Genomic DNA, 23,955 nt, shown 5'->3' on the forward strand with positions numbered 1-23,955 from the left:
CGCCGGCCCGGCACCGCACGGTGATCGCACCCGATCGCACCGTGACGGCGTGCGCGGCGGGGGCGCGGGGCGCAGGATGGGGGCGTGGAAGTTCGTGGGCGTCGATCCGGTAACGACTCATGAACGTGTCTTTAACTGACATCTACGCGCGTTACGATCGCCCACAAGCCAGCGCCGCAAGGGGCGCTTTCGGTCAGTCTTGAAGGGACCTCCTCGTGCGCCGGGTATCCAAGATCACCGCCGCGTGTGCTGTCACAGCGGCTCTCGCTCTCACCGCCACCGCTTGTGGCGAGTCGTCCACCGAGGACACGGGCTCGGACAAGGGCACCCTGAAGATCGGCATGGCCTACGACGTCGGCGGCCGTGGCGACAACTCCTTCAACGACTCCGCGGCCCGCGGCCTCGACAAGGCCAAGGCCGAGCTCGGCGCCGAGGCCAAGGAGCTCACCGCCAAGACCGGTGAGACCCCGGCCGACCGCGAGCAGCGCCTGTCCTCCCTGGCCGAGGGCGGCTACAACCCGGTCATCGGTGTCGGCTTCGCGTACAAGGACTCCCTGGACAAGGTCGCCGCCAAGTACCCGAAGACCACCTTCGGTCTGATCGACTCGGTCTCCGAGCTGAAGAACGTCGACTCGATCGTCTTCACCGAGGAGCAGGGCTCGTACCTGGCCGGCGTCGCCGCCGCCCTCAAGTCGAAGGACGGCAAGATCGGCTTCATCGGCGGTGTCGACCTCCCGCTGATCAAGAAGTTCGCGGCCGGCTTCCAGGCGGGCGTCAAGGACACCAAGCCGGGCGCCAGCGTCCAGATCCAGTACCTGTCCACCGGTACGGACCTCTCCGGCTTCGGCGCCCCGGACAAGGGCAAGGCCGCCGCCAAGGGCATGCTCGACAAGGGCATCGACGTGATCTACGCGGCCGCGGGCGGCTCCGGCGCCGGCGCCATCGAGGCCGTCGCCGCCAAGCAGGGCGCCTGGGCGATCGGCGTCGACTCGGACCAGGCCAAGGACCCGGCCCTGTCCAAGTACGCCGGCTCCATCCTGACCTCGGTCGTGAAGAACGTCGACACCGGCGTCTTCGAGCTGGCCAAGTCCATCAAGGACGGCAAGCCGATGACCGGCGTGCACACCTACTCGCTGGCCGAGAACGGCGTCTCCCTGACCACCACGGGCGACCACCTCAAGGACATCCAGAAGCAGCTGGACGAGGCCAAGAAGAAGATCGTCGACGGCACCATCAAGGTCCCGACGACCCTCTGACGCTCTGCGCAGAAGGGGCCCGGGGAGCGGCTTCGGCCGACACTCCGGGCCCCCTTCTCTCGTATGCCCGCAGGCAGTTGAACGATTTTCCGAAAGCTACGCGCGTAGCGTCCGCGCTACAGGGTATTTTTCGCCACCGACAGCGCCTGCCACCCGCCCCGAACTTCCCCGCCTGAAGCTCCTCACGCTCCCTGCCTAGGAGAGTGCGTCATCAAAGCCTCAACCCCCAGCAGTCCGAACGCCGTAGAACTCCGCGGCATCACCAAGCGCTTCCCCGGTGTCGTCGCCAACCACGACATCGACATCACCGTGCGCCGCGGCACCGTGCACGCCCTCGTCGGCGAGAACGGCGCGGGCAAGTCGACCCTGATGAAGATCCTGTACGGCATGCAGAAGCCGGACGAGGGCACCATCACGATCGACGGCGAGCAGGTGACGTTCAACAGCCCCGGCGACGCGATCGCCCGCGGCGTCGGCATGGTGCACCAGCACTTCATGCTCGCGGACAACCTGACCGTCCTGGAGAACGTCGTCCTCGGCTCCGAGAAGCTGTACGGCATCGGCGACCGGGCCCGCGCGAAGATCAAGGAGATCTCGGACGCGTACGGCCTCGGCATCCGCCCCGACGTCCTCGTCGAGGACCTCGGCGTGGCCGACCGGCAGCGCGTGGAGATCCTGAAGGTCCTCTACCGCGGCGCCCGCACGCTGATCCTCGACGAGCCGACCGCCGTGCTGGTCCCGCAGGAGGTCGACGCGCTCTTCGACAACCTGCGCGAGCTCAAGGCCGAGGGCCTCACCGTCATCTTCATCTCGCACAAGCTGGGCGAGGTCCTCTCCGTCGCCGACGACATCACCGTCATCCGGCGCGGCACCACGGTCGGCACCGCCGACCCGAAGTCCACCACGCCGAAGCAGCTCGCCGAACTGATGGTCGGCAGCGAGCTGCCCTCCCCGGAGACCCGCGAGTCGACGGTGACGGACGTGCCCATGCTGACCGTCGCCGACCTGTCGATGAGCGCCGTCGACCCCGACGGCGTGATCCGCGCGGTCCTCGACGGCATCACCTTCACCATCCACAAGGGCGAGGTGCTCGGCATCGCCGGCGTCGAGGGCAACGGCCAGTCCGAGCTCGTCGACGCCATCATGGGCATGCGCCAGGCCGACGGCGGCGTCGTCACCCTCGACGGCGCCGACATCAGCCAGGCGCCCACCCGCAAGCGGCGCGAGGACGGCATCGGCTGCATCCCCGAGGACCGCCACCGGCACGGCCTGCTCCTGGAGGCCCCGCTCTGGGAGAACCGCATCCTCGGTCACGTCACCGAGAGGCCCAACTCCAAGGGCGCGATCCTCGACCTCAAGGCCGCCCGCAAGGACACCGAGCGGATCGTCCGCGAGTACGACGTCCGCACCCCCGGCATCGACGTGACCGCGGCCTCCCTGTCCGGCGGCAACCAGCAGAAGCTGATCGTCGGCCGCGAGATGAGCCACGACCCCAAGCTGCTGATCGCCGCGCACCCCACCCGGGGCGTCGACGTCGGCGCGCAGGCGCAGATCTGGGACCAGATCCGGGCCGCCCGCCGGGAGGGCCTGGCGGTGCTGCTGATCTCCGCGGACCTCGACGAGCTGATCGGCCTGTCCGACACCCTGCGGGTGATGTACCGCGGCCGGCTGGTCGCGGACGCCGACCCGGCGACCATCACCCCCGAGGAGCTCGGCTCGGCCATGACCGGTGCGGTCACCGGTCACCTTGAGCACGAAGAGAGCCCCGAGGGCGGAAGCTCCGGGGCCGACCACGGTCCGGAGGACGAGGCCCGATGAAGAAGTTCGACAAGGAGCGGCTGCTCCTGGGGCTCGCGGCGCCGCTCCTCGCGATCGTCGCGTCCTTCCTGATCACCGCCCTGGTGCTGGCGGCCACCGGCAAGGAGCCGTTCAGCGCCTTCGGGATCATGTTCGACTACGGCATCAAGTCGGACAGCCAGGTCTACATCATCAACAAGGCGACGACGTACTACCTGGCGGGTCTCGCGGTGGCCATCGGCTTCCGGATGAACCTGTTCAACATCGGCGTCGACGGCCAGTACCGCCTGGCGGCCTTCTTCGCGGCCGCGCTCGGCGGCGCGCTGACCCTGCCCGGCATCGTCCAGATCCCGCTGATCATCGTGGCCGCCATGCTGGTCGGCGCGATGTGGGCCGGTATCGCCGGCGTCCTCAAGGTCACCCGCGGCGTCAGCGAGGTCGTCTCCACGATCATGCTGAACATGATCGCCACCGCGATCATCGGCTACCTGCTGCAGCCCGGCCGCCTCGGCCACCTCGACCAGGCCGGCACGAAGGTCTCCACGACCCCGCTGCCGGAGTCCTCGCGCTTCTTCGACATCCCGACCACCCCGGACCCCATCTGGGGCTTCCTGGTGATCGCGGTCATCGCCGGCGTCGCGTACTGGTTCACCCTCTCGCGCACCCGCTTCGGCTTCGACCTGCGCACCGTCGGCCAGTCCGACACCGCCGCCGCGGCCAGCGGTGTGAACGTGAAGAAGATGGTCGTCACCTCGATGCTGATCTCCGGCGCCATGGCCGGCCTGATCGGCATGCCGACCCTGCTGAACGACTCGTACGAGTACAGCGGCGACTTCCCGGTCGGCATCGGCTTCACCGGCATCGCCATCGCCCTGCTCGGCCGCAACCACCCGATCGGCATCGCGCTCGGCGCCATCCTCTGGGGCTTCCTGGAGCGCGGCACCGGAAAGCTCGAGTTCGAGGGCTACGACAAGGAGATCGTCGGCGTCATGCAGGGCGTCATCGTCCTGTCCGTCGTCATCGCCTACGAGGTCGTCCGCCGCTACGGCCTCAAGCGCCAGCAGCGCCAGGTCGGCGAGAAGCTCGCGGCCCAGGCCCGTTCCAACGACAAGACGGAGGTGTCGGCGTGACCGCCACGGCGACTTCCACCCCGCCGCCCGCGGCCCCGAAGGTGTCCGGCGGCAAGGGCGGCCGCACCCGCCTCTCCCTGCCCTGGATCCTGCTCATCGTCGCGGGCGGCCTGATCGCCCTGTCCGCGGTGCGGGCCATCACCGGCGCCGAGGACCTCACCTCGGCCGGCCAGATCGGCGCCGCGCTGTCCCTGGCCGTGCCGATCGGCCTCGCCGGTCTCGGCGGCCTGTGGGCCGAGCGGGCCGGCGTGGTCAACATCGGCCTCGAGGGCATGATGATCCTCGGCACCTTCTTCGGCGCCTGGGCCGGCTGGCAGACCGACCCGTGGATCGGCGTCCTCGCCGGCATCCTCGGCGGCATGTTCGGCGGTCTGCTGCACGCGATCGCCACGGTCACCTTCGGCGTCGACCACATCATCTCCGGCATCGCGATCAACATCCTGGCGGTCGGTGTCACCAGCTACTTCGCCAAGCTGTGGTTCAACACCGGCGAGGCCGCGCAGAAGGGCGGCAGCCCCAAGCAGTCCCCGCCGTCCGAGGACATCACCTCGATCACGGTGCCGGGCCTGTCGGACTGGCTGGCCGACATCGAGAAGCACCACTGGTTCCTGGTCTCGGACATCGCCGGCATCCTCGGCGGCCTGGTCACCAACCTGTCGCTGCTGACGATCGTCGCCGTGCTCCTGCTGGTCGGCACGTTCTTCGTGCTCTGGAAGACGGCCTTCGGCCTGCGTCTGCGCTCCTGCGGCGAGAACCCGATCGCGTCCGAGTCGCTCGGCGTGAACGTGTACAAGTACAAGTACATCGCCGTGATCGTCTCCGGCGCGCTCGCCGGCCTCGGCGGCGCGTACCTGTCCCTGGTCACCTCGCACATCTACAACGAGGGCCAGACCGGCGGCCGCGGCTACATCGGCCTCGCCGCGATGATCTTCGGAAACTGGCGGCCGGGCGGCCTCGCGATGGGCGCGGGCCTGTTCGGCTACGCCGACGCGCTCCAGCTGCGCGCGGGCGGCCAGTCCGTGCACGCGCTGCTCCTGCTGCTGTTCGTGGTGCTCGTCGGCATCGCGCTGTGGAAGGCGTACAAGAAGCGCTGGATCACCGCCGCGATCAGCGCCGTCATCGGCGCGGGCGTCCTGGTCTGGTACCTCGGCACGGACACCGTCCCGGTCGAGTTCGTCAGCGCCACGCCGTACGTGGTCACCCTGCTGGTGCTGTCGCTCTCGGCGCAGCGGCTGCGGATGCCCAAGGCGGACGGCATGCGGTACCGCAAGGGCGAGGGCAAGTGACCCCGCCCGCCGCGGCCGTCGACTGGGAGGCCCTGCGGGCCGTCGCGCGCGAGGCGATGTCGCACGCGTACGCCCCGTACTCGGGCTACCCGGTCGGCGCGGCCGCGCTGGTCGACGACGGGCGGGTGGTCTCCGGCTGCAACGTGGAGAACGCCTCGTTCGGGCTCGGCCTGTGCGCCGAATGCGGTCTGGTCTCGCAGCTCCAGGCCACCGGCGGCGGGCGGCTCACGCACTTCGTGTGCGTGGACGGCCGCGGCGAGCCGCTGGTGCCCTGCGGCCGGTGCCGGCAGCTGCTGTACGAGTTCGGCGGCCCGGCGCTGGTCCTGGAGACCCCGGCCGGCCGGCTCACCCTGGACGAGATGCTTCCGCAGGCCTTCGGGCCGGACCACCTCGCCAAGTAGCACTTCGGAGCGGCCCTTCCGGCACGATGGGGAGGGCCGCTCCTCCTTTCCCCCTCTATGCGCGTAGAAAGAGGCACTGCCCATGGACGCCATCTCCGTCATCCGCACCAAGCGGGACAAGGGCGAGCTCAGCCCCGAGCAGATCGACTGGGTCATCGACGCCTACACCCGCGGCGAGGTCGCCGACGAGCAGATGTCGGCGCTGGCCATGGCGATCCTGCTGAACGGGATGAACCGCGGGGAGATCGCCCGCTGGACCGCGGCGATGATCGCCTCCGGCGAGCGGATGGACTTCTCCTCCCTGTCCCGTCCCACCGCCGACAAGCACTCCACCGGCGGCGTCGGCGACAAGATCACCCTGCCGCTGGCCCCGCTGGTCGCCGCGTGCGGCGCGGCCGTCCCGCAGCTCTCCGGCCGCGGCCTCGGCCACACCGGCGGCACGCTCGACAAGCTGGAGTCCATCCCCGGCTGGCGCGCGCTGCTGTCGAACGAGGAGATGCTCTCGGTCCTGGACACCACCGGCGCGGTCATCTGCGCGGCGGGCGACGGCCTGGCCCCGGCGGACAAGAAGCTCTACGCCCTGCGGGACGTCACCGGCACGGTCGAGGCGATCCCGCTGATCGCCTCCTCGATCATGTCGAAGAAGATCGCGGAGGGCACCGGCTCGCTGGTGCTGGACGTGAAGGTCGGCACCGGCGCGTTCATGAAGAACATCGACGACGCCCGCGAACTGGCCCGCACGATGGTCGGCCTGGGCACCGACTCCGGCGTGAAGACGGTCGCCCTCCTCACCGACATGTCCACCCCGCTCGGCCTCACCGCCGGCAACGCGCTGGAGGTCCGCGAGTCGGTCGAGGTCCTGGCCGGCGGCGGCCCGGCGGACGTCGTCGAGCTGACGATCGCGCTGGCCCGCGAGATGCTCGACGCGGCCGGCATCAAGGACGCCGACCCGGCGAAGGCCCTCCGGGACGGCTCGGCGATGGACGTCTGGCGCCGGATGATCGCGGCCCAGGGCGGCGACCCGGACGCGACCCTGCCGGTCGCCCGCGAGCAGCACGTCGTCACCGCCCCGTCGTCGGGCGTCCTGACCCGCCTGGACGCGTACGACGTCGGCATCGCCGCCTGGCGCCTCGGCGCCGGCCGCGCCCGCAAGGAGGACCCGGTGCAGGCCGGCGCGGGCGTGGAACTGCACGCCAAGCCGGGCGACACGGTGACGGCGGGCCAGCCGCTGCTGACCCTGCACACGGACACCCCGGAGAAGTTCGCCTACGCCCTGGAGTCCCTGGAGCACGCCTGGGACATCGAGGCCCCGGGCACGCCCTTCACCCCGCGCCCGATCGTCCTGGACCGCATCGCGTGAGCGTCTGAGCGTCCAGGGCGAGGCGCCGGACGGGGCCGGTGGACCGCCACCGGCCCCGTCCGGACACCCCCTAAGCCGTACCGCCCACGGCGCGCCACGCCTCCCGGTCGTCCGGCAGGTTCAGCCCGCGCAGGGTGATCTTCCGGTTGCCGTTCGTCGGAGCCCACAGCTCGTCGCGGGACGCCAACGCCCGCGCCAGGCCGCGCTGTTCGGGTACCGGTTCCTGCGGCCAGCCGTCGCCGAACAGGACCTCCAGGTACGGGCCCAGGTCCGGGCAGGGGGCCGTGCGGAAGGCGTGGGGGAGGGACGCGAGGGCGGGCTCGTACAGGCGGGACGGATCGACCGGGCGGCGGGACAGCACCGCGATCAGCGTCCAGCGCGGGGGCTCGCCCTCGAAGCGGGGCAGGCCCTCCAGGGCGTCGAACTCCGTCGGCGCCGCCGCCGTCCGCAGCAGCTCCTCGTGCGCCGCCGGGTCCTCCGCCAGGGGCGGGGACATCGCCGCCGCGCAGCGCACCAGCGGGCTCGGGTCCGCCAGGAAGGGCGCCAGGTCGCCGCCCAGCTGCCCCAGGTCCATGACCAGCGAGGCGCGCTCCCGCACCGACTCCGCCGCCGCGGCCAGCCGCGTCAGGCGGGGCAGCAGGTCCCGCGTCCGGGCCGCCGCCTCCGGGTGGTTCACCAGGCGCGTGAGCGTCGCCCACGCCTGCACGCGGACCCGCCCGTCCGGGTCGTCCAGGTACTCCGCGACCGGCTCCAGCAGCTCCGGCAGCCCGTCCCAGCACTCCAGCGCCGCGCCGACGAGCACCAGGTTCCCCGTGGGGTCGTCCCAGAGGCCGACCCGGCCGTCCTCGTCGCGGGCCAGGTACTCCTCGGTCCACTCCCGCGTCGGCGCGGCGGCCACCCGGGCGCGCCACTTCTCGGCCTCCGTGCCGAAGTTCGCCGCGGACGCCACGGCCCGGACGAACTCCAGCCCGAACAGCGGAGCCTCGGGCAGCCGGCCGGCCACGACCCGCAGCGCCTGCGGGGTCGCCGGCCAGATCCGGCCGTGGTGGAGCACGTCGGACCAGAGATGGTCACGGGCGTCCGCCAGCGGCCCCCGCAGCAGCTCCCCGGTGTCCGTCGCCGGGCCGTACGCGTGGAACACCCGCGACCAGTCGTACGCGCTCATGCCGCCCGCACCCCCTCGACGAGCAGCGCCGGCAGCTCGTGCATCGCGTCGAAGACCCGCGTCCCCGGGCCCGCGAGCCGCTCCGCGCCCGTCAGTCCGCCGCAGTAGCCGAACGCCCGCATGCCCGCCGCGCGGGCCGCCGCCACGCCGTACGGGCTGTCCTCCACGACCGCGCACCGCTCCGGCGCGACGCCCAGGGCCGCCGCCGCGTGCAGGAACAGGTCCGGGGCCGGCTTGCCGCGGGCCACGTCTCGGGCACTGAAGATCCGCGCGTCGTCGAAGCGGCCGATCAGGCCGGTCCGGGTGAGGTTGCGCCGGATCTCCTCGTGGCTGCCGTTGGAGGCGAGGCAGTACGGGACCTCCAGCGCGTCCAGCACCTCCGTCACGCCCTCCACGGCCGTCAGCTCGGCGTCCAGGATCTGCTCGTACCGGGGCCGGAACGGCTCCTGCCAGCCCGGCTCCAGCGGCCGGCCGCGCCGCTCCTCGACGAGCGCGGTCCACACCTCGAACGGGGAGCCGACGAACCGCTCCACCAGCTCGGCCTCGGTGAACTCGGCCCCCAGTTCGGCGAACACCTCCCGGTCCACCCGGCAGTACAGGCGCTCGCTGTCCACCAGCACGCCGTCGCAGTCGAAGATCACCAGCTCGACAGGGTCGTCAGTCATGGGCAGAGCCTAGGGGCAGACGACACGCCCTCCGGACACGCCCCAGGGCCGCCCCGGAGACCGATGAGTTCGGACGGCGCCGCCGGTCTCGTAGGTGTGGACACCTCTCAGCCGCTCGTTCTCTACGTCTCCGGCCGCATCGGCCCCGCCGACGCGCCGGGGCTCTGCGCCGATCTGGAACGGCGGCTGGCCGGGCTCGACCCTGCCGAGATCGTCTGCGACGTGGGCGCGCTCGCGCAGGCCGACCTCGCCGTGGTCGAGGCGCTGACCCGGCTCCGGCTCACCGCCGGGCGGCTCGGCCACACCCTGCGCTTCCGCGGCGCGGGCCGGGAGCTGCGGCTGCTCCTGGCCCTCGTCGGCCTCGACGAACTGCTGAGCTGAGCCAGGGGGTGTCCCGCTAGGCCTCCAGCCGCTCCGGCAGCCCGAACAGCGGGAACCAGCGCTTGGTGTCCAGGAAGAACGACATCTCCCCGATCTTGCCGTCCGACAGCTCAAGGACGATCAGGGCCCACGGGCTGAAGCCGCCCTCCGGGTCCGGGTGGTAGTGGGCGAACGCCGGCGAGCCGTTCGCCACCGTCGGCACGAGCTTCGAGCCCCGGCAGACCTCGCCGACTCCGAGCATCCAGCCGACGATGTCGTCGTGGCCGCGCAGCCACAGGTCGTACGGCGGCATGGACATCGTCGCGTCCTCGTGCAGCAGCGCGGTCAGCGCCTTCATGTCGTAGCCCTCGAAGGCCACCACGTACCGCTCCAGGAGCTGCTGCTGCTCCTCGTCCAGCGGGTTCGCCGCGTCCGACGTCGCCGGGCCCTGCTCGGCGAGCGTCGCCCGGGCGCGCTGCAGCGCGCTGTTCACCGAGGCGACCGACGTGCCGAGCAGCTCCGCCACCTCGGCGGCCTTCCAGGCCAGCACCTCGCGCAGGATCAGCACCGCCCGCTGCTTCGGGGGCAGGTGCTGCAGCGCCGCGACGAACGCCAGCCGGATCGACTCCCGGGCCACCGCCGTCTCCGCCGGGTCGGCGACCGACGGCAGCACCCGGCCGTCCGGCACCGGCTCCAGCCACGTGATCTCCGGGCGCTCGTTGAGCCGGGCCTGCGCCACGGGCGTCGGCGCCGTCAGGTCCATCGGGCGGGCCCGCTTGTTGCCCGCGTTCAGCGAGTCGAGGCAGACGTTGGTGGCGATCCGGTACAGCCAGGAGCGGAGGCTGGAGCGGCCCTCGAAGGAGTCGATGGCGCGCCAGGCCCGGACCATGGTGTCCTGCACCGCGTCCTCCGCCTCGAAGGCGGAGCCGAGCATCCGGTAGCAGTACCCCGTCAGCTCCGTGCGGTACTCCTCCAGCCTGGAATCCAGGTCGCCGATCGTCGCCGGATCGCTCATCGCGCTCACCCCAGTCGCCCCCACGGCGCCCGTTCGACGCCGTTGCCACCGAAGCTACCGCAGGCCGCTGACAGCCGGGGTCGGGTTCGCCGTGTGCGCCCCGCGCGCGCCCCCGTGGACCCGGCGGGCCTGCCGTTCCTCCACGCGCGCCGCGTGCGTGCCGTACAGGGTGATCGACACGACGCCCAGCACCGCCACCAGGCCGAGCAGCACCGTGCCGGACCAGCCGCCGTGGTGGTAGGCCACCGCGCCGAGCGTGCCGCCGGCGCTGCTGCCCAGGTAGTACGCGGACTGGTACAGCGCCGAGGCCTGCGCCCGCCCGGTCCGCGCCGTCCGGCTCACGGACGAGGAGGCGACCGCGTGCCCGGCGAAGAAGCCGGCGGTGATCAGGACCAGGCCCGCCAGGACGGCGGCCAGACCGTCCGCGAGCGACAGCAGCAGACCGGCCGCGGTGGTGCCCACCGCCAGGTACAGCGCCCCGCGCCGGCCCATCCGGCCGACCAGCTTCCCGGCCGCCGCGGAGGAGACCGTGCCGACCAGGTACACCAGGAAGATCGAGCCGACCACGCCCTGCGGCAGCGAGAACGGCGCCTCGACGAGGCGGTAGCCGATCACGGTGTACACCGCGCCGAAGACCGTCATGAACAGCGCGCCGATCGCGTACAGCCGCAGCAGCAGCGGATCGGCCAGATGCGTCCGCACGGTCCGCGCCAGCGCCTTCGGGTCCAGCGAACCGGGCGTGAAGTGCCGGGCCCTGGGCAGGAGCAGCCGGAACGCCACCGCGCACAGCGCCGCCAGGACGCCCACGGCCGCCAGGCCCGCGCGCCAGCCCCACAGCTGGGCGGCCCAGCCGGTGACGATACGGCCGCTCATGCCGCCGATCGAGTTGCCCGCGACGAACAGGCCGATCGCGCCGATCAGCGCCTTCGGCCGGACCTCCTCGGCCAGGTACGCCATCGCCGACGCCGGCACCCCGGCCAGCGCCGCGCCCTGCACGGCGCGCAGCGCGACCAGCCACTCCAGGCTCGGCGCGAACGGGACCAGCAGGCCCACCACGACCGCCACGGCCAGCGAGACCGTCATCATCGGGCGCCGCCCGAAGCGCTCGGACAGGGCGCTCAGCGGCAGCACGCACAGCGCCAGCGCGCCGGTGGCCGCGGACACCGTCCAGGACGCGGCCGAGGCGGTGGCCCCGAACTCCGCGGAGACGGCGGGCAGCAGGGCCTGGGTGGAGTAGAGGAGGGCGAAGGCGGCCACTCCGGCGGCGAACAGCGCCAGGCTCATCCGGCGGTAGCCGGCGGCGCCGGGGGAAAGGCGGGAGTCGGCGACCGCGGTGGCGGCCGCCTTGGTACTGGCAGGAGGCATGTGTCGACCGTAGGACCCGGCGGTTTGATGCGTCCAATGCATGGAACGGCTTTAATCGTTCCCATGGTGCATGAGTACAGGTCACAGCCTCGCCTGTCACCGAACAGTAACGAAGAAGACATGGGACTGCTGCTGGCGCCGCGGCTCGCGTACTTCGCCGCCGTCGCCCGGCACGAGCACGTGACGCGTGCCGCCGCCGAGCTCGGCGTGCCGCAGTCGACGCTGTCGCGCGCCATGGTCCGGCTCGAAGAGGACCTGGGCGTCGCCCTGTTCGCCCGCCGCGGCCGCACCGTCGCGCTCACGCCGGCCGGCCGCACCTTCCTCGGCTCCGCCGAACGCGCCCTCGCCGAGGTCGAGAAGGCCGCCGACTCGGTGCGCGCCGACGCCGACCCGACGGCCGGCCGGGTCGCCTTCGGCTTCCTGCACACCATGGGCTCCGAGACCGTGCCGGGCCTGATCCGCGCCTTCCGCGTCGACCACCCGAGGGTCCGCTTCACCCTTGTGCAGAACTACGGCGAGGCCATGATCGAGCGGCTGCGCGCCGGGGACCTCGACCTGTGCCTGACCTCTCCGGTCCCGGACGCCCCCGACCTGGTGGCCCGCCGCCTCGACGAGCAGCGGCTGCGCCTGGTGGTGCCGGACGACCACCGGCTCGCCGCCCGCAAGCGGGTCCGGCTCGCGGAGGCCGCCGACGAAACCTTCGTCACCCTGGAGCCCGGCTACGGGCTGCGCCGCATCACCGACGCCCTCTGTGCCGAGGCGGGCTTCAAACCCCGGATCGCCTTCGAGGGCGAGGAGGCCGAGACCCTGCGCGGCCTGGTCGCCGCGGGCCTCGGCGTGGCGCTGCTGCCGCCGCCGGCCGTCGCCCGGCCGGGGGTCGTCGAGCTGAACGTGACGGCGCCGCGCGCGGTCCGCGAGATCGGCGTGGCCTGGCTGGACGGCCACCCGGACACGCCCCCGGTGGCCGCCTTCAAGAAGTTCCTGCTGAGCAAGCGCGGCACCCTCCTCCCGGAGTGGGACCGCGGCCAGTAGCCCGTACGGGCAGCGCCTGAGGCCGCGGCCCGCGGGCCCTACGTCCGCAGCGAGCGCCCGAACCCCGCCGCCAGCGGCATCCGCAGCCCCAGCGGCGGCGGAGCCGCCAGCGCGTCCGCGACCGGTCGCGCGTACGGCCGGCCGAACAGGGAGCCGAGCACGAAGTCCGCGGCCAGCGAGAGCACTTCGTCGTGGTGCTGGCGCAACGCGTGCCCGTCCGAGTGAACCTCGAACCGGCAGGTGTCGCGGTTCGCCTTCTTCGCCCGCTCCGCGAGCCGGTACGACAACTCCGGGTCGCACCGGGCGTCGTTGGTGCCGTGCATCACGAGGACCCGCCGCCCGACGAGCTGCCGCACCGGCTCCGGCTCCGCGGCCACGTCGTCCTCCGGCAGCCAGGGCGCCATCGCGAGCACCGCCCCGACGGCCGGATGCGCGGCCGCCCGCAGCGCCGCCCGCGCGCCCATCCCGTGCCCGGCCAGGCACACCGGGACGTCGCCGTACCGCCGTACCGTCTCCGCGACCGCCCACGCGGCGTCCTCGGCGAGCCGCGCGTCCGCGCCGTTCCAGCCGCGCCCCCGGTAGCCCACCACGTGCGCCACCAGGCCCTCGGAGCGCCCCGCCCGGACGAGGCGCCGGCCCAGCGGCAGGACCGCCGCGTGCGCCCGCACCGAGGGGCCCCGCCCCGACACGGGCTCGCCGTCCGGCAGGAGCAGCACCACCCCGCCGACCGCCGACTCCGTACGCGTCATGCCGACGGGCCGGCCGAGCCGGGGTCGCCGGCCGCCGGTCGTGCCCACGAGTGCGAACTGCGCCATGGCAGAACAGTCTCAGAAGCGCAGGTGTACGCCATCCGTACGGGCGGTCACTGTTGCGTATCGACAAGCGAGTTGAGAGGAGGTGATCTACGCGCGTAGGGGCTAGAGTGCGGAAATGACGAGCCAGATCCCCAACGTTCCCACCGCGGACCAGATCCGCCGTGCCCCGAAGGTGCTGCTCCACGACCACCTCGACGGCGGACTGCGTCCGGGCACCATCATCGAGATCGCCCAGGAGACCGGCTACCAGGGTCTCCCCGAGACCGAGCCCGACAAGCTCGGCATCTGGTTCCGCGAGGCCGCCGACTCCGGCTCCCTGGAGCGGTATCTGGAGACCTTCGCGCACACCTGCGCCGTCATGCAGACCCGCGAGGCCCTCGTCCGCGTCGCCGCCGAGTGCGCCGAGGACCTCGCCGAGGACGGCGTCGTCTACGCCGAGGTCCGCTACGCCCCCGAACAGCACCTGGAGGGCGGGCTGACCCTGGAGGAGGTCGTCGAGGCGGTCAACGAGGGCTTCCGCGAGGGCGAGCGCCGGGCCCGCGAGGCCGGCCACCGGATCCGCGTCGGCGCCCTGCTCACCGCCATGCGGCACGCCGCCCGCGCCCTGGAGATCGCCGAACTGGCCAACCGATACCGGGACTCCGGCGTCGTCGGCTTCGACATCGCCGGCGCCGAGGCGGGCTACCCGCCCACCCGGCACCTCGACGCCTTCGAGTACCTGAAGCGCGAGAACAACCACTTCACCATCCACGCCGGCGAGGCCTTCGGCCTGCCGTCCATCTGGCAGGCCCTGCAGTGGTGCGGCGCCGACCGGCTCGGCCACGGCGTGCGGATCATCGACGACATCGAGGTCGGCGAGAACGGCGAGGTGCGGCTCGGCCGCCTCGCCGCGTACGTGCGCGACAAGCGCATCCCGCTGGAGATGTGCCCCACCTCGAACCTGCAGACCGGCGCGGCCGCGTCGTACGCCGAGCACCCCATCGGCCTGCTGCGCACCCTGCACTTCCGCGCCACCGTCAACACCGACAACCGGCTGATGAGCGGCACGAGCATGAGCCGCGAGTTCGAGCACCTGGTCGAGACATTCGGTTACACGCTCGACGACATGCAGTGGTTCACCGTCAATGCGATGAAATCAGCGTTCATTCCTTTCGATGAACGACTGGCCATGATCAACGACGTCATCAAGCCCGGTTACGCCGAGCTGAAATCCGAATGGCTGTTCCGGCAGACCGCCGCGACCAGCGGCTCCGTGCCGACGGCCGGCTGAAGCCGCCCAGTTCGGAGGGCATCGGGGCGACCGGGAGACACGAATTCCGGTCGCCCCGAGATGTTTGCGACGGGCAAGTTCCGCTGGCTAGGTTGCAGAGCCGCTCATCATTCCCAGATTCCTCGAGTCCGGGTTTTTCTCCGATCCCCAAGGATGATTTCTCGATGAAGCAGTCTGCCAAGACGCTCGGTGTCGCCGCCCTCGGCGCCGCTTTCGCCGCTGCCGCCGCCGGAACGGCCTCCGCCGCGCCCATGACCCACGACGCCGCGGGCGCCCTGGGCGCGGTGCAGTCGCTGCCGGTGGCGGACAACCTGACCGAGCTGCCGGCGGGCGCCGCCGACTCGCTCACCGCGGGCGAGGGCGCGCTGACCAACGGCGCGCAGAACCTGCCGGCCGCGAGCGACTCCGCCGCGAAGCAGATCACCGAGACCGCCCCGAACGCGCTGGCCCAGTCCCCGGTGGGCGGCCTGCTCGGCGGCCTGCCGGTCAACGGCCTGCCCACCAACTCGGTGCTGCCGGCCGGGCTGCAGTCCGGTCTGCCGATCGGCTGACGCGCGCCCGTTCCGCCCGTGGGGCACACACCCGTATGCCGGGCGTGTGCCCCACGGCGCGTTCCGGCGCGGGCGTCACCAGGCCGTCGAGGGGTTCTTCTCCTCCGGCAGGAACAGCCAGAGGGCGAGGTAGATGAGGAACTGCGGACCGGGCAGGAGGCACGAGACCAGGAAGATGACCCGCATCGTGGTCGCCGACATCCCGAAGCGCCGCGCCAGACCCGCGCACACGCCGCCGATCATGCGACCTTCGCGGGGGCGGACAAGTGCGGCCATGGTGGGCTCCTTCTTCACGGGGAGCCGCTCCGTCGGGCTCCCGATGACTCCATCATGTCCGCCGGGACCGTGACAAAGCGTCGGTCTACGGGGCGATCCCGACCCTGGGAATCGTCGGGGTCGCCCCCTGGGGCGCCTCCTCCCGCAGCAGGGTCCGCACCCGGCCGCGCCTGCTGCCCGGGGTGGAGGCCCGGCCCGCCCGGCGGCGCAGCAGTGCCCGGCCGGCCGGGACGACCAGCAGATGCGCGAGCGCCACGCCGGCCGTGTTGAGGAGCAGCGAGTCCACGTCGACGGCCTGGCCCGGCACACTGGTCTGCAGCAGCTCGATGACCAGCGAGAACATCGCCCCGGCGGTCACCGTCCGGGCGAACGACGCCCACGGCGACACCCGCAGCCGCCCGTCCGCCAGCGGCAGCAGCACCCCGAGCGGGGCGAGCAGCAGCAGCTGCTCGCCGATGCGCCGGACGGCCTCCGCCGGCCCCAGCGCCAGGTCCGCCCGGATGCCGGCCAGCGGCTCGTAATTGGGGGCGGTCATCCACGGCACGTCCAGCGGGCGGAGCGTCAGCCACGCCACGAGCAGCAGATGCGCGAGGAGGAGGACGAACCCGGCCCCGCGGAAGCGGATGGCGGCACTGCCGCCCGTACCTTGACGCTGCACGTGACCCAAGACGCGGCCACCGCCCGAATCGGTTCCGCAGCCCCCGGGAGCCCCGCCGGGAACCGGAAGCCGATCGGCGGCGGCCGCCCTGGAGCCGGACGGCGCCCGGCTACGTGCCCGGCGGCGGCGTCGCCGCGACGGTCGGGGCCGCCCCGTCCGGGCGGTCCTTGAGCTGCTCGGTGCAGCGGTAGCGCTGCAGCGGATAGTCCCCCGGGCCGCCGAGCAGCACCGTACGGCCGGGACCGCCGGCGGCGCTCTCCGCGAAGGTGCAGACGATCTGCGCCAGGGCCACCGGCGCCAGGTCCTCGGGCTGACGGCTCAGCCGCAGCGCCTCCTTCGGGTCGCCCGCCCGCCCGCCGGACGCCACCAGCGGGCCCTTCACGGCGGTGCTGAACCCGGCCGCCCGCTCCGCCTCCGACGGCTCGAACTGCAGCTCCATCAGCAGCGCCGAGGCCGTCGCCGCCCGGGCCCCGCCCAGCCGCTGCTCCGGCAGGGCTGACCTGCGCTCCACCGCCTCCAGCTGCGAGCCGCACACCAGGTACACCCGCAGCGGCACGCCCGGGCGCGTCTGCGACGGCGTCCCGTCCACGCTGCACGCCGCCCGCGAGGGCGCCGCCCCCGCGTCCACCGGCACGGACGTCGTCCGGATCCCGCAGCCCGCGAGCAGGGCCGCACCGGCGGCCGCCGCCAGCAGCCGCGCCGCGGCCCGCCCCGTACCCGACCTCACTGGCCCTTCCCTTCCCTGTCGGCGATGTCCGAGGCGTCCCGCGGCAGGCGCAGGACGAAGACCGCGCCGTCGCCGTCGGGGGAGTTGGCGGCGGTGATGTCGCCGCCGTGGATGTGCGCGTTCTCCATGGCGATGGACAGCCCGAGGCCGGAGCCGTCCGACCGCGGCCGCTGCGCGCTGGCCTTGTAGAAGCGGTCGAAGACGTGCGGCAGCACCTCGGCGGGGATGCCGGGGCCGTGGTCCCGCACCTCGATGAACAGGTCCTCGCCCTCGGTCCGTACCGACACCCGCACCGGCGAGCCGCCGTGTTTGAGCGCGTTGCCGATCAGGTTCGCCAGGATCACGTCGAGCCGGCGCGGGTCGAGCCGCGCCATGATGCCGCGCGCGGCGTCGAGGTCGACCGCGTCCAGCCAGGCCCGGGCATCGATGCAGGCGGTGACCTGGTCGGCGACGTCCACGTCGTCCAGGACCAGGCGGGCGGTGCCCGCGTCGAAGCGGGTCACCTCCATCAGGTTCTCCACCAGGTCGTTCAGCCGGCGCGTCTCGCTGACCACCAGCGCCACCGCCGGCGCGATCATCGGGTCGAGATCGTCCTGCTCGTCCTCCAGGACCTCGGTCACCGCGGTCAGCGCGGTCAGCGGGGTCCGCAGCTCGTGCGACATGTCGGCGACGAACCGGCGGCTCGCCTCCTCCCGCGCGCTCATGTCCGCGACCTTCTTCTGCAGCGACTCGGCCGTGGCGTTGAACGTCCGTGACAGTTCGGCCAGTTCGTCGGTGCCGGAGACCCGCAGCCGGGTGTCCAGCTTGCCCTCGCCGAGCCGCCGCGCCGCCTCGCCCAGCCGGTGCACCGGGCGCAGCACGGTCGTCGCCGCGGCCTGCGCGAGCAGCGCCGAGCCGATCAGGGCGAGCAGGGTGGCGATGCCCAGCGACCAGGCGAGCGAGTTCAGGTCGGCCCGCTCGGCCTCCAGGGACTTGAACATGTAGCCGGTCGGGCCGCCGCCGGTGATCCGCGTGCCGCCCACCAGGTACGGCTTCCCGTCCGCCTGCGTCCGCTGCCAGAACAGGTGGTACGGGTACGGGTTGCTCTCGGTGATCTTCCGCTCGGTGTTGACGGCCTCCTGCAGCGAGGCGGGCACGTCGGCGAGCGTGAAGCGGTCCGGGTCGGAGGCGCCGATGATCGGCTTGCCGGCGTCCCGCTCGCCGAGCAGCAGCACGCTGTACCCGGCGCCGCTGCCCGCCATCTGCTCGGCGGTGATCCGCAGCTCGTCCGCGCTGGGCCGGACCGGCAGCCCGGCCACCCGGTTCTGCATCTGCCGCCGGAAGTCGTTGAGCGCCCCGTCCTGGACGCGTGTCAGCACCGCCTCACGGTTGAGCCAGTACGCGATCCCCGAGGCGGACACCGCGGCGGTCAGCGCGACCAGCGCGAAGACCACGACGAGCCGCAGCCGCAGACTGGTCAGCCGCAGCCCGGCGAACATCCCTTTGCTCACGCAGGGACGTCCAGCCGGTAGCCCACACCGCGCACGGTACGGATCAGGGTCGGCGAGGACGGCACGTCCTCCACCTTGGCGCGCAGCCGCTGCACGCAGGCGTCGACCAGGCGGGAGTCGCCCAGGTAGTCGTGCTCCCAGACCAGCCGCAGCAACTGCTGCCGCGACAGGGCCTGTCCGGGCCGCCGGCTCAGTTCGAGGAGCAGCCGCAGCTCGGTCGGCGTGAGCTGCAGGTCCTCCCCGTTCTTCGTCACGGTCATGGCAGCACGGTCGATCACCAGCGAGCCGAAGGTCGCCGAGTCGGTGGACTCCCGCTCCCCGCGCCGCAGCACGGCCCGGATCCGGGCGTCGAGCACCCGGCCCTGCACGGGCTTGACCACGTAGTCGTCGGCGCCGGACTCCAGGCCCACCACCACGTCGATGTCGTCGCTGCGCGCGGTCAGCAGGATGATCGGCAGCTGGTCGGTGCGCCGGATGCGGCGGCACACCTCGAAGCCGTCGATCCCGGGCAGCATCACGTCCAGCACGACCAGGTCCGGCCGCTGCTCGCGCAGCAGCTTCAGACCGTCCTCGCCGGACGCCGCGGTGGCCACGCGGTGGCCCTGGCGGGACAGCGAGAGTTCGAGGGCCGTGCGAATGGCGTCGTCGTCCTCGATCAGCAACAGGAAAGGCACGGCGTCATTCTGGCGCATGGGCCGCCCGAGTTCGACCGTCACCGTTCTCCTGTACGACCCCTCCCCCTGTGACACGCCTGTGACAGTCGGCGGACAACGCCATGAAGTGGCAGGGGCAAGCTCTTTGGCACAGGGACCGAAGCAGACTCCGACCGATGGGGGGCGCGAGATGAACGCACTGCACAGCACCACCTCAAGCGCAGTTGTCACGCGACTCCACGACGTACGGAGCGCCAAGGAGTCCGGGGGTCTGAACGGGCGGGGGTGCGTTCGGACCGTCGGACGTCAGCGCAAGGCGACGCCGTACATGGCGGCCGTGGCTGACGGGGGAGCGGCGTACGGGGAGGCGCAGGGGGAGCGTACGAGCCTGTCGGAGGCGGAGTTCACCGCCTACGTCCAGGAACGTCGCGCCTCCCTGTACGCCACCGCCTACCACCTGACCGGCGACCGCTTCGAGGCCGAGGACCTGCTCCAGAGCGCGCTGTTCTCCACGTACCGCGCCTGGGACCGGATCAGCGACAAGGCGGCCGTCGGCGGCTACCTGCGTCGCACCATGACCAATCTGCACATCAGCGCCTGGCGCCGGCGCAAGCTCAACGAGTACCCGACGGAGGAGCTGCCGGAGACGGTGGGCGAGACCGACGCGATGCGCGGCACGGAGCTGCGCACGGTGCTCTGGCAGGCGCTGGCCCGGCTGCCCGAACTGCAGCGCACGATGCTGGTGCTGCGGTACTACGAGGGCCGGACCGATCCGGAGATCGCGGAGATCCTGGACATCAGTGTCGGCACGGTGAAGTCGAGCATCTGGCGCTCGCTGCGGCGACTGCGCGAGGACGAGGTGCTGGCCTTCGGCCGTGACGAGGAGGAGTCCTTCGGCGAGCTGGTGGCCTGAGGAGCGCGGGGACCCACGGGGGACACGGGGGAACCCGCACACACGGGGGAGCAGGACCCGATGGGGGATCGGGGCAACGGGGGGAAGCGGGGAACGGGGGAGACACGGGGGAAACGTACGGGGGTACGTGAAGCGCGGGGCGGACGAGCCGGGGGGGCTCGTACGTCCCGCGTCTTCGTGCCGTCCGCGGGGTCCTCAGGTCCTGGATCCGTACGGGCTCAGCGCGCCGCGGGCGTGCGGCAGCGGCCCGCCGCGGCGGCCGCGAGCCGGCCGAGGGCCTCCTCCTTGGCGCACGGGTGCGCCCCGAGCGCGGTCTGCCGGGCGACGATCGCCCGCTCCGCGCGCATCAGCCGCCAGCCGCGGCGCAGCAGGAACGGGACCGACTTGCGGCCCTCCTTCAGGTCCCGCAGCAGCCGGCGGCGGAACGTCGTCGAGGGGCGGCCGCGCAGGCACAGCGCGTCGGCGAGGACGCCGAGTTCCTGGCAGCGGGCGACGATCTCGGCCGCGAAGATGCCCTCCGCGACGAACAGCGGGGTCCGCTCGATGTCGAGGCGCTCCCGGTCCACCCGCGCGCTGGTGGCGATGTCGTACACCGGCACCTCGGTACGGCCGCTGCGGCACAGTTCCTCGATCGCGGCGACCGCCGCGTCGGCGTCCCAGGAGAGCGGGGAGTCCCAGTCGATGTCGGCGGTGCCGGCCACGAGCGGGAGGGTCGGGTCGTCGCCCTCCTTGTAGAAGTCGTCGAGCCGGAGCACCGGCAGGCCGGCGACGGCGGCGAGGGACGACTTGCCGGAGCCGGAGGGGCCCGCGAGCAGCACGACACGAGTCGGAATCGGTTGGGAACTCACGGGACACCAGTGTGAACCATTAGCCCGTAGGGAGGACCCACCCAGGAGGCCGTTGGTATCGAGCATCACACCGGAACTACGCTCGGTGCCCTTCCCGTTACCCGACCGACAGGGGATTTCCATGGCACGCCACGCCGCCACCTCGCCCCGCCGCTCCTTCCTGCGCACGGCGGGCCTGACGGCCACCGCCGCCGGCGCGGTGCTCGGACTCGGCGGCGCCGCCCAGGCCGCCACGGCGCCGGTGCCGCTCCCGGTGGGCACGCTCGCCGGCAGCGACACCACCGAGGCGGCCCAGGGCCTCGTCGACGCGCTCCCGCACGCGGTGGCCCCGGTGAAGAACCTCCAGCTCGACCCGCTGGCCAACACCGGCGTGGACCCGCTGGACAACGGCGCGGGCACCCAGATCGCCGACTTCCAGCCGGTCAGCACGACCATGGCGACCGACCCGATCACCAAGGGCGGTTCGCTGGGCACCCTCCCCGTCGTGGGCGAGGCGACGGGCCTGCTGTCGGGCTGACGGTCCGGAGCACAGGCCCGGAGCACAGCGGAACGGCCCCCGGGGGCGGTGCGCCCGGGGGCCGTTGCCGTGCCATGCGTCCTAGTACGCCGAGCCGCTCGCGCCCAGCGAACCGGTCGGGTGCCAGACCGTCTTGGTCTCCAGGAAGGCCGTCATGCGGTCGGTGCCCGGGTCGGCCGTGAAGTCCACGGCGCGGGGGCGCAGCACACGCTTGAGGTTGTCCGCCGCGGCGATCTCCAGCTCGCGCGCCAGCTCCGCGTCGGCGCCCGTCAGGTCGATGGCGTTGACGTCCTGGTGCGCCGCCAGGGGCGGGCCCAGCTCGGCGGCCCTGCCGGACAGGATGTTGACCACGCCGCCCGGCAGGTCCGAGGTGGCCAGCACCTCGCCCAGGGACAGCGCCGGCAGCGGCGCCCGCTCGCTGGTGACGACGACGGCCGTGTTGCCCGTCGCGATCACCGGGGCGATCACCGACACCAGGCCCAGGAACGAGGACTCCTGCGGGGCCAGGACGGTCACCACGCCGGTCGGCTCCGGGGTGGACAGGTTGAAGTACGGGCCCGCCACCGGGTTGGCCCCGCCGACGACCTGGGCGATCTTGTCGGTCCAGCCGGCGTACCAGACCCAGCGGTCGATCGCCGCGTCGACGACCGCCGCCGCCTTGGACTTGGACAGGCCCTCCGCGTCCGCGACCTCGCGCACGAACTGCTCCCGGCGGCCCTCCAGCATCTCGGCGATGCGGTAGAGGATCTGGCCCCGGTTGTACGCGGTCGCGCCCGACCAGCCGCCGAACGCCTTGCGGGCGGCGACGACCGCGTCACGGGCGTCCTTGCGGGACGACTGCGGGACGTTCGCCAGCCACTTGCCCTTGGAGTCCGTCACTTCGTACACCCGGCCGCTTTCGGAGCGGGGGAACTTGCCCCCGACGTACAGCTTGTAGGTCTTGAAGACGCTCAGCCGCGTCGACGACTCAGACATCGAGGTAGGCCTCCAGACCGTGGCGGCCGCCCTCGCGGCCGAAGCCCGACTCCTTGTAGCCGCCGAACGGCGAGGTCGGGTCGAACTTGTTGAACGTGTTGGCCCAGACGACGCCCGCGCGGAGCTTGTTCGCGACCGCCAGGATGCGCGAGCCCTTCTCCGTCCAGATGCCCGCCGACAGGCCGTACTGGCTGTTGTTCGCCTTGGCGACGGCCTCGTCCGGGGTGCGGAACGTCAGCACGGACAGCACCGGGCCGAAGATCTCGTCGCGGGCGACGGTGTGCGCCTGCGTGACGTTGGTGAACAGCGTCGGGGCGAACCAGTAACCGGCCGTCGGGATCTCGCAGGCCGGCGACCAGCGCTCGGCGCCCTCGGCCTCGCCCTGCTCGACCAGCGAGGTGATCCGGGCCAGCTGCTCGGAGGAGTTGATCGCGCCGATGTCGGTGTTCTTGTCGAGCGGGTCGCCGAGGCGCAGCGTGCTCAGGCGGCGCTTGAGCGAGTCGAGGAGCTCGTCGTGGATCGACTCCTGGACCAGCAGGCGGGAGCCCGCGCAGCAGACCTGGCCCTGGTTGAAGAAGATGCCGTTGACGATGCCCTCGACGGCCTGGTCCACGGGTGCGTCGTCGAAGACGATGTTGGCGCCCTTGCCGCCCAGCTCCAGGGTGACCTTCTTGTCGGTGCCGGCGACCGTACGGGCGATCTGCTTGCCGACCGCGGTGGAGCCGGTGAAGGCGACCTTGGCCACGTCCGGGTGCGCGACCAGCGCGGCGCCGGTCTCGCCGTAGCCCGGGAGGATGTTGACGACGCCCCGGGGCAGCCCGGCCTGGCGGCAGATGTCCGCGAAGAACAGGGCGGTCAGCGGGGTGGTCTCGGCCGGCTTCAGGACGACCGTGTTGCCGGCCGCCAGGGCCGGGGCGATCTTCCACGCCAGCATCAGGAGCGGGAAGTTCCACGGGATGACCTGGCCGGCCACGCCCAGCGGGCGCGGGTTCGCGCCGAAGCCGGCGTGGTCGAGCTTGTCGGCCCAGCCCGCGTAGTAGAAGAAGTGCGCGGCGACCAGCGGGAGGTCCGCGTCGCGGGTCTCCTTGATCGGCTTGCCGTTGTCCAGGGTCTCCAGGACGGCCAGCTCGCGGCTGCGCTCCTGGATGATCCGGGCGATCCGGAAGAGGTACTTGGCGCGCTCCGAGCCGGGCAGCGCGGACCACTTCTCGAAGGCCCGGCGGGCCGCCTTCACCGCGCGGTCGACGTCCTCGGCGCCGGCCTGGGCGACCTCGGAGAGCACCTCCTCGGTCGCGGGGGAGACGGTCTTGAAGACCTTGCCGTCGGCCGCGTCGGTGAACTCGCCGTCGATGAACAGGCCGTAGCTCGGCGCGATGTCGACGACCGAGCGCGACTCGGGCGCGGGTGCGTATTCGAAGGGGGAGGTCATG

The 23,955-nt window shown here is 72.5% G+C and carries 25 protein-coding genes; 12 read left to right on the forward strand and 13 right to left on the reverse strand.

Going from position 1 to position 23,955, the window contains the following annotated elements; translation table 11 throughout:
• The first annotated feature begins 215 nt into the window (after window positions 1–215).
• The 6 genes from ACNJ93_RS19755 (at window position 216) to ACNJ93_RS19780 (ending at window position 7,230) form a co-directional block, all read left to right on the forward strand.
• Window positions 216–1,256 carry a BMP family lipoprotein gene (locus tag ACNJ93_RS19755; protein ID WP_418958722.1) on the forward strand — a complete coding sequence of 347 codons (1,041 nt, stop codon included), beginning with the start codon at window positions 216–218 and terminating at the stop codon, window positions 1,254–1,256.
• Between the two features lie 210 nt (window positions 1,257–1,466).
• Window positions 1,467–3,074 (forward strand): ABC transporter ATP-binding protein, encoded by a 1,608-nt coding sequence (locus tag ACNJ93_RS19760; protein WP_418961468.1) that lies wholly within the window; start codon window positions 1,467–1,469, stop codon window positions 3,072–3,074.
• Complete coding sequence (locus tag ACNJ93_RS19765; RefSeq protein ID WP_418958723.1) at window positions 3,071–4,183, forward strand: ABC transporter permease; 1,113 nt, start codon at window positions 3,071–3,073, stop codon at window positions 4,181–4,183. Before ACNJ93_RS19760 ends, ACNJ93_RS19765 begins: the two co-directional genes overlap by 4 nt.
• Window positions 4,180–5,469, forward strand: coding sequence for an ABC transporter permease (locus ACNJ93_RS19770; protein ID WP_418958724.1), 1,290 nt, complete (start codon window positions 4,180–4,182; stop codon window positions 5,467–5,469). The genes ACNJ93_RS19765 and ACNJ93_RS19770 overlap by 4 nt, the downstream gene beginning before the upstream one ends.
• Complete coding sequence (locus tag ACNJ93_RS19775) at window positions 5,466–5,870, forward strand: cytidine deaminase (RefSeq protein WP_418958725.1); 405 nt, start codon at window positions 5,466–5,468, stop codon at window positions 5,868–5,870. The genes ACNJ93_RS19770 and ACNJ93_RS19775 overlap by 4 nt, the downstream gene beginning before the upstream one ends.
• Before the next feature lie 82 nt (window positions 5,871–5,952).
• Entirely contained in the window at window positions 5,953–7,230 is a 1,278-nt protein-coding gene (locus ACNJ93_RS19780) for a thymidine phosphorylase (RefSeq protein ID WP_418958726.1), read from the forward strand.
• Between the two features lie 70 nt (window positions 7,231–7,300).
• Here ACNJ93_RS19780 and ACNJ93_RS19785 read toward each other — a convergent pair whose 3' ends face one another.
• Together ACNJ93_RS19785 and ACNJ93_RS19790 are read right to left on the reverse strand one after the other, a co-directional pair.
• On the reverse strand, window positions 7,301–8,395 hold the full coding sequence (locus ACNJ93_RS19785; protein ID WP_418958727.1) for a HEAT repeat domain-containing protein: 1,095 nt from the start codon (window positions 8,393–8,395) through the stop codon (window positions 7,301–7,303).
• Window positions 8,392–9,060 (reverse strand): HAD family hydrolase, encoded by a 669-nt coding sequence (locus ACNJ93_RS19790; RefSeq protein ID WP_418958728.1) that lies wholly within the window; start codon window positions 9,058–9,060, stop codon window positions 8,392–8,394. Before ACNJ93_RS19790 ends, ACNJ93_RS19785 begins: the two co-directional genes overlap by 4 nt.
• Window positions 9,061–9,123: 63 nt before the next feature.
• Here ACNJ93_RS19790 and ACNJ93_RS19795 point away from each other — a divergent pair, with 63 nt between their 5' ends.
• On the forward strand, window positions 9,124–9,441 hold the full coding sequence (locus tag ACNJ93_RS19795; RefSeq protein WP_418958729.1) for an STAS domain-containing protein: 318 nt from the start codon (window positions 9,124–9,126) through the stop codon (window positions 9,439–9,441).
• Window positions 9,442–9,457: 16 nt separating this feature from the next.
• On the opposite strand, the gene ACNJ93_RS19800 is transcribed toward ACNJ93_RS19795, so the two are convergent.
• Together ACNJ93_RS19800 and ACNJ93_RS19805 are read right to left on the reverse strand one after the other, a co-directional pair.
• Window positions 9,458–10,435, reverse strand: a complete 978-nt coding sequence (locus tag ACNJ93_RS19800) for a sigma-70 family RNA polymerase sigma factor (RefSeq protein ID WP_418958730.1) — start codon at window positions 10,433–10,435, stop codon at window positions 9,458–9,460.
• 54 nt (window positions 10,436–10,489) lie between these two features.
• Entirely contained in the window at window positions 10,490–11,800 is a 1,311-nt protein-coding gene (locus ACNJ93_RS19805) for an MFS transporter (RefSeq protein ID WP_418958731.1), read from the reverse strand.
• A 63-nt stretch (window positions 11,801–11,863) separates the two neighbouring features.
• Here ACNJ93_RS19805 and ACNJ93_RS19810 point away from each other — a divergent pair, with 63 nt between their 5' ends.
• On the forward strand, window positions 11,864–12,832 hold the full coding sequence (locus ACNJ93_RS19810) for a LysR family transcriptional regulator (RefSeq protein ID WP_418958732.1): 969 nt from the start codon (window positions 11,864–11,866) through the stop codon (window positions 12,830–12,832).
• A 38-nt stretch (window positions 12,833–12,870) separates the two neighbouring features.
• On the opposite strand, the gene ACNJ93_RS19815 is transcribed toward ACNJ93_RS19810, so the two are convergent.
• Entirely contained in the window at window positions 12,871–13,647 is a 777-nt protein-coding gene (locus tag ACNJ93_RS19815; protein WP_418958733.1) for an alpha/beta hydrolase, read from the reverse strand.
• A 115-nt stretch (window positions 13,648–13,762) separates the two neighbouring features.
• On the opposite strand from ACNJ93_RS19815, the gene ACNJ93_RS19820 reads away from it, so the two are divergent.
• Together ACNJ93_RS19820 and ACNJ93_RS19825 are read left to right on the forward strand one after the other, a co-directional pair.
• On the forward strand, window positions 13,763–14,917 hold the full coding sequence (locus ACNJ93_RS19820; protein ID WP_418958734.1) for an adenosine deaminase: 1,155 nt from the start codon (window positions 13,763–13,765) through the stop codon (window positions 14,915–14,917).
• Window positions 14,918–15,081: 164 nt separating this feature from the next.
• The gene (locus tag ACNJ93_RS19825; protein ID WP_418958735.1) at window positions 15,082–15,468 is read left to right on the forward strand and encodes a hypothetical protein; all 387 of its coding nucleotides are present in this window, start codon (window positions 15,082–15,084) and stop codon (window positions 15,466–15,468) included.
• Window positions 15,469–15,543: 75 nt separating this feature from the next.
• Here ACNJ93_RS19825 and ACNJ93_RS19830 read toward each other — a convergent pair whose 3' ends face one another.
• The 5 genes from ACNJ93_RS19830 to afsQ1 form a co-directional block, all read right to left on the reverse strand.
• Complete coding sequence (locus ACNJ93_RS19830) at window positions 15,544–15,744, reverse strand: PspC domain-containing protein (protein ID WP_418958736.1); 201 nt, start codon at window positions 15,742–15,744, stop codon at window positions 15,544–15,546.
• An 85-nt stretch (window positions 15,745–15,829) separates the two neighbouring features.
• Entirely contained in the window at window positions 15,830–16,411 is a 582-nt protein-coding gene (locus tag ACNJ93_RS19835) for a VanZ family protein (RefSeq protein WP_418958737.1), read from the reverse strand.
• Window positions 16,412–16,511: 100 nt separating this feature from the next.
• Entirely contained in the window at window positions 16,512–17,129 is a 618-nt protein-coding gene (locus tag ACNJ93_RS19840) for a hypothetical protein (RefSeq protein WP_418958738.1), read from the reverse strand.
• Window positions 17,126–18,607, reverse strand: a complete 1,482-nt coding sequence (locus ACNJ93_RS19845) for an ATP-binding protein (RefSeq protein ID WP_418961469.1) — start codon at window positions 18,605–18,607, stop codon at window positions 17,126–17,128. The genes ACNJ93_RS19840 and ACNJ93_RS19845 overlap by 4 nt, the downstream gene beginning before the upstream one ends.
• A gap of 8 nt (window positions 18,608–18,615) precedes the next feature.
• The gene (gene afsQ1 / locus ACNJ93_RS19850) at window positions 18,616–19,293 is read right to left on the reverse strand and encodes a two-component system response regulator AfsQ1 (RefSeq protein WP_418958739.1); all 678 of its coding nucleotides are present in this window, start codon (window positions 19,291–19,293) and stop codon (window positions 18,616–18,618) included.
• A gap of 169 nt (window positions 19,294–19,462) precedes the next feature.
• Between afsQ1 and ACNJ93_RS19855 the strand changes: the two genes are divergently transcribed.
• On the forward strand, window positions 19,463–20,185 hold the full coding sequence (locus ACNJ93_RS19855) for a SigE family RNA polymerase sigma factor (protein WP_418958740.1): 723 nt from the start codon (window positions 19,463–19,465) through the stop codon (window positions 20,183–20,185).
• Window positions 20,186–20,403: 218 nt separating this feature from the next.
• Here the strand turns inward: ACNJ93_RS19855 and ACNJ93_RS19860 are convergent, their stop codons facing one another.
• Window positions 20,404–21,033 carry a uridine kinase family protein gene (locus ACNJ93_RS19860; protein ID WP_418958741.1) on the reverse strand — a complete coding sequence of 210 codons (630 nt, stop codon included), beginning with the start codon at window positions 21,031–21,033 and terminating at the stop codon, window positions 20,404–20,406.
• A 121-nt stretch (window positions 21,034–21,154) separates the two neighbouring features.
• On the opposite strand from ACNJ93_RS19860, the gene ACNJ93_RS19865 reads away from it, so the two are divergent.
• Complete coding sequence (locus tag ACNJ93_RS19865) at window positions 21,155–21,550, forward strand: hypothetical protein (protein ID WP_418958742.1); 396 nt, start codon at window positions 21,155–21,157, stop codon at window positions 21,548–21,550.
• Between the two features lie 81 nt (window positions 21,551–21,631).
• Here ACNJ93_RS19865 and ACNJ93_RS19870 read toward each other — a convergent pair whose 3' ends face one another.
• Window positions 21,632–22,525 carry an aldehyde dehydrogenase family protein gene (locus ACNJ93_RS19870; RefSeq protein WP_418958743.1) on the reverse strand — a complete coding sequence of 298 codons (894 nt, stop codon included), beginning with the start codon at window positions 22,523–22,525 and terminating at the stop codon, window positions 21,632–21,634.
• A complete protein-coding gene (locus ACNJ93_RS19875; protein WP_418958744.1) occupies window positions 22,518–23,954 on the reverse strand; it encodes an aldehyde dehydrogenase family protein in 1,437 nt (478 codons plus the stop codon). The genes ACNJ93_RS19870 and ACNJ93_RS19875 overlap by 8 nt, the downstream gene beginning before the upstream one ends.
• Window position 23,955 lies beyond the last annotated feature (1 nt).

The organism is Streptomyces tritici (assembly GCF_048500665.1).
Lineage (GTDB): Bacteria > Actinomycetota > Actinomycetes > Streptomycetales > Streptomycetaceae > Streptomyces > Streptomyces tritici.

What these genes read in the sequence shown, in the direction of transcription:
- ACNJ93_RS19780 (WP_418958726.1), top strand. Translation starts at nt 5,953, where the DNA reads ATGGACGCCATCTCCGTCATCCGCACCAAGCGGGACAAGGGCGAGCTC.
- ACNJ93_RS19815 (WP_418958733.1), bottom strand. Translation starts at nt 13,647, where the DNA reads ATGGCGCAGTTCGCACTCGTGGGCACGACCGGCGGCCGGCGACCCCGG.
- ACNJ93_RS19795 (WP_418958729.1), top strand. Translation starts at nt 9,124, where the DNA reads ATGAGTTCGGACGGCGCCGCCGGTCTCGTAGGTGTGGACACCTCTCAG.
- ACNJ93_RS19805 (WP_418958731.1), bottom strand. Translation starts at nt 11,800, where the DNA reads ATGCCTCCTGCCAGTACCAAGGCGGCCGCCACCGCGGTCGCCGACTCC.
- ACNJ93_RS19865 (WP_418958742.1), top strand. Translation starts at nt 21,155, where the DNA reads ATGGCACGCCACGCCGCCACCTCGCCCCGCCGCTCCTTCCTGCGCACG.
- ACNJ93_RS19830 (WP_418958736.1), bottom strand. Translation starts at nt 15,744, where the DNA reads ATGGCCGCACTTGTCCGCCCCCGCGAAGGTCGCATGATCGGCGGCGTG.
- ACNJ93_RS19810 (WP_418958732.1), top strand. Translation starts at nt 11,864, where the DNA reads ATGGTGCATGAGTACAGGTCACAGCCTCGCCTGTCACCGAACAGTAAC.
- ACNJ93_RS19820 (WP_418958734.1), top strand. Translation starts at nt 13,763, where the DNA reads ATGACGAGCCAGATCCCCAACGTTCCCACCGCGGACCAGATCCGCCGT.
- ACNJ93_RS19875 (WP_418958744.1), bottom strand. Translation starts at nt 23,954, where the DNA reads ATGACCTCCCCCTTCGAATACGCACCCGCGCCCGAGTCGCGCTCGGTC.
- ACNJ93_RS19800 (WP_418958730.1), bottom strand. Translation starts at nt 10,435, where the DNA reads ATGAGCGATCCGGCGACGATCGGCGACCTGGATTCCAGGCTGGAGGAG.
- ACNJ93_RS19825 (WP_418958735.1), top strand. Translation starts at nt 15,082, where the DNA reads ATGAAGCAGTCTGCCAAGACGCTCGGTGTCGCCGCCCTCGGCGCCGCT.
- ACNJ93_RS19785 (WP_418958727.1), bottom strand. Translation starts at nt 8,395, where the DNA reads ATGAGCGCGTACGACTGGTCGCGGGTGTTCCACGCGTACGGCCCGGCG.
- ACNJ93_RS19870 (WP_418958743.1), bottom strand. Translation starts at nt 22,525, where the DNA reads ATGTCTGAGTCGTCGACGCGGCTGAGCGTCTTCAAGACCTACAAGCTG.
- ACNJ93_RS19765 (WP_418958723.1), top strand. Translation starts at nt 3,071, where the DNA reads ATGAAGAAGTTCGACAAGGAGCGGCTGCTCCTGGGGCTCGCGGCGCCG.
- ACNJ93_RS19855 (WP_418958740.1), top strand. Translation starts at nt 19,463, where the DNA reads ATGAACGCACTGCACAGCACCACCTCAAGCGCAGTTGTCACGCGACTC.
- ACNJ93_RS19790 (WP_418958728.1), bottom strand. Translation starts at nt 9,060, where the DNA reads ATGACTGACGACCCTGTCGAGCTGGTGATCTTCGACTGCGACGGCGTG.
- ACNJ93_RS19845 (WP_418961469.1), bottom strand. Translation starts at nt 18,607, where the DNA reads ATGTTCGCCGGGCTGCGGCTGACCAGTCTGCGGCTGCGGCTCGTCGTG.